This is a genomic window from Paenisporosarcina sp. OV554 (genome assembly GCF_003058165.1).
In the GTDB taxonomy this organism is placed as follows: Bacteria; Bacillota; Bacilli; order Bacillales_A; family Planococcaceae; genus Paenisporosarcina.
Map to the genome: position 1 here is coordinate 1 of NZ_QBUC01000061.1, position 2,947 is coordinate 2,947.

The following is a 2,947-nucleotide window of genomic DNA, read 5'->3' on the forward strand; positions in this document are numbered from 1 at the left end:
CATGGTTGATGAATATATGGAACATTACATTACAATACAACACGTAAACAATGGAACTTAAAAAAGATGACTCCGGAACAATACCGAAGTCATCTAATCGTAACATGAATTTTAAGGTGCCTTTTTATTAAACTGTCCGTTAATAAGGGTTCAGTTCAATGTATAATATGTGCCCTTCTTTTATTCAATTAAAGCGCCCTATTCTGGAATAAGTATATATGATCGCTAACTAATAAAGTGAGACTTCTATCAGTGCGGTTTTCTTCATTTATAAATTCATCATAATAATAAACTTCTTTCCATTCATATTATTCATATCTTCTAATTTTCTCTAGAAATTATGATTTTGTACTAGATTCTTTTTAGTTATGTTGATTTTCCTTCAATAATCAAACTTTATTTAATTTTGTTTGCTAATAAACAAACAAACACAAGATTCGTTTGTTCATTTAGTTGACAACAAGTAAACTTTATATTAATATTCTTGTTGTTAATCAAATAAACTTTAATTGGATGTGTTTATATATAATGGAGAAATCAGATTTTTTTTGGAATGCCTCATTGGCAGAACTGAAACGAGGTTATATTCAGGAAAAAGATTCTTATATTTGTCTACTATGCGGCGAGAAAATAGAAAAAGGGATTATTTACCCTCATGAGAGTATTCTTTATGAAGCTGAAAGATACATGCGTATTCATATCGAAAGCACCCACCAATCAGTATTTGAATATTTAATCGGAATGGATAAAAAGCTGACAGGTCTTACCGACCATCAGAATCATCTCCTTCGTCTTTTTTATCAGGGAAAAAGTGATAAAGAAGTTCAAAATGAGATGGCTATTGGAAGTATCTCTACGATTAGGCATCACCGTTTTGCGCTAAAAGAAAAAGAACGTCAAGCAAAGACCTTTTTGGCGATTATGGAACTATTAAAAGAAAAAGACGAATACGCGCCAGCCTTTATACCTCCACATAAAACAGCCAAAATGGTTGATGATAGATACGCTGTTACGGAAGAGGAACAACAAGAAATCATTAAAAAGTTTTTACCTAAAGGGGTAAGTGGACGATTAAAGAAATTTCCTCCGAAAGAAAAACAACGACTGATTGTTCTTCGGGAAATCACCAAACGATTCGAAAATGATGCCATCTATACTGAAAAAGAAATGAATCAACTTTTAAACGAAATTTATGATGATTATGTCTTGATCAGAAGATATTTAATCGAATACGGCTTTTTAGATCGAAAGTCAGATGGAAGTCAATATTGGCTGAAAAAATAACAAAAGAAAGTGAGTGAATCCAAATGGATCGTAAAAAGGAACTAAAACAGCTATATAAAGAAACACCAATCGAAGCAGGTATTTATCAAATTAAAAATACTAAAAATGAAAAAATTTTTATCGGAAGTACTAGAAATTTTAAAACGTTAAATGGTGTAAAATTCAGTCTAGAAACAGGTACACATAGCAACAAAGGACTTCAAGAAGAATGGAGACAATTTGGAAAAGACACTTTCATTATTGATGTATTAGAAACGCTCAAAAAGAAAGACAACCCATATTTTAACGAAAAAGAAGCGTTGTTGAAACTGGAGATTAAGTGGTTAGAACATCTTCAACCATATGAAGAACGAGGATATAACAAAAAAAATCCCGATAATAATTTTAGGGAGTTAAATAACAATGAATAAACTTAATAATGAAAATAATTATAAGTCAATAGCTAAACCTATAATTCCGGTATGACTGCTGTTTTAATTCATCCTAACTCACTGACAGTATGAAACACAGAAATAAATCCCAATTTTCTTCTTCCACTCACCAGCTCCGTTCGTTTTAGTAGAAACATTCATACATTTTTTTAACTCTTCGGTAACCTTAACCTTTGGTTGGCCTATTGGAGTGAGTGGCACTTTCTAGATGAAATTGCACAGGTAACAAAAGGGGGGGAAAGGTGGCAGCAAGAGACAATAACTGATATTAATCTTTTAAGCCCAAATCTTTATAGATATCAAGTGAATCTTTCCCCTCGATTATCCCCATAATACATTTGCAAATCATCTGTAAATCAGCATTCTTAGGAAGTGGAAATTCGGAGGGTTCAATTATCTCTCTTCTTGAACATGTAGGAGCGACTATGATTGAAAGAGTACAACAGGAACTTGCAGAAAACCACCAATTAAGTGGTGAAATGGCAAATATTCAGTAGTCTACATAGAGCAAATCCTTTGATGGATTTGCTCTTAATTGTAGAAACACATTGAGTTTCTTCTATATAAAGGCTGCTTGTTTAAACTCCTCGGTAACCGAATTTACAATCGTCCAAAAACTATTATTTCATTCCTTCAGTTGCAGTTTTCGTATTCGCCCTCGTTCCTCATATCTAAGAAGGAATCTATAAAAATAAAATTTCAAATAAACGTCCCCAAGCTGGCTTTATAATATTTGCATGGAAGCTTTTTATAATGTCCTGCAACTCTTATAGAAATCCTACTCCTATAAGCAAATTACTTACGTTCCAAATAACGATAGATTGTTGTTCTTGTAACTCCCCATCTTTCTGCCACATCTTTAATTGGTGTGCCTCCATCAATAAGAGCTTTCATCATTTCAATATCTTTATCTCCGTATTTCTCTGGACGTCCACCAAGACGCCCTCGTGCTTTAGCTGCAACTCTACCTGCAGCTGAACATTATTGAAAAAGATTTCGTTTAAGAATACTTACTTAAACGTTTAGTAGATGAAAAAGGAATGTTCCTAAATAAAGGGCACAATCCTAAAAGTTGTTTATAAAAGGTATTCCAAATCGGTTGGAAATCTCATATATGAAATGAGTTTCTTCTATTATATAGGTTAACTATAAAGATTCTTCATACTCTCTGACTAGTTTATAAAAAGTAGTCTTTTTCACACCAATTTCCTGCATTGCCTTAACTGCCGTTA

3 protein-coding genes and 1 pseudogene are annotated in these 2,947 nt (G+C 32.7%); 3 read left to right on the top strand and 1 reads right to left on the bottom strand.

From position 1 onward, the window contains the following. The first annotated feature begins 528 nt into the window (after positions 1–528). The 3 genes from C8K15_RS19810 (at position 529) to C8K15_RS20510 (ending at position 2,212) form a co-directional block, all read left to right on the top strand. A complete protein-coding gene (locus tag C8K15_RS19810) occupies positions 529–1,284 on the top strand; it encodes a DUF2087 domain-containing protein (RefSeq protein ID WP_108588106.1) in 756 nt (251 codons plus the stop codon). A 23-nt stretch (positions 1,285–1,307) separates the two neighbouring features. Further along, positions 1,308–1,694 (top strand): GIY-YIG nuclease family protein, encoded by a 387-nt coding sequence (locus tag C8K15_RS19815; RefSeq protein ID WP_108588107.1) that lies wholly within the window; start codon positions 1,308–1,310, stop codon positions 1,692–1,694. Positions 1,695–2,053: 359 nt separating this feature from the next. Further along, positions 2,054–2,212 carry a hypothetical protein gene (locus C8K15_RS20510; protein WP_158268373.1) on the top strand — a complete coding sequence of 53 codons (159 nt, stop codon included), beginning with the start codon at positions 2,054–2,056 and terminating at the stop codon, positions 2,210–2,212. A gap of 298 nt (positions 2,213–2,510) precedes the next feature. Here C8K15_RS20510 and C8K15_RS19820 read toward each other — a convergent pair. After that, positions 2,511–2,693, bottom strand: a pseudogene (locus C8K15_RS19820) (helix-turn-helix domain-containing protein); the annotation flags it as partial. Positions 2,694–2,947 lie beyond the last annotated feature (254 nt).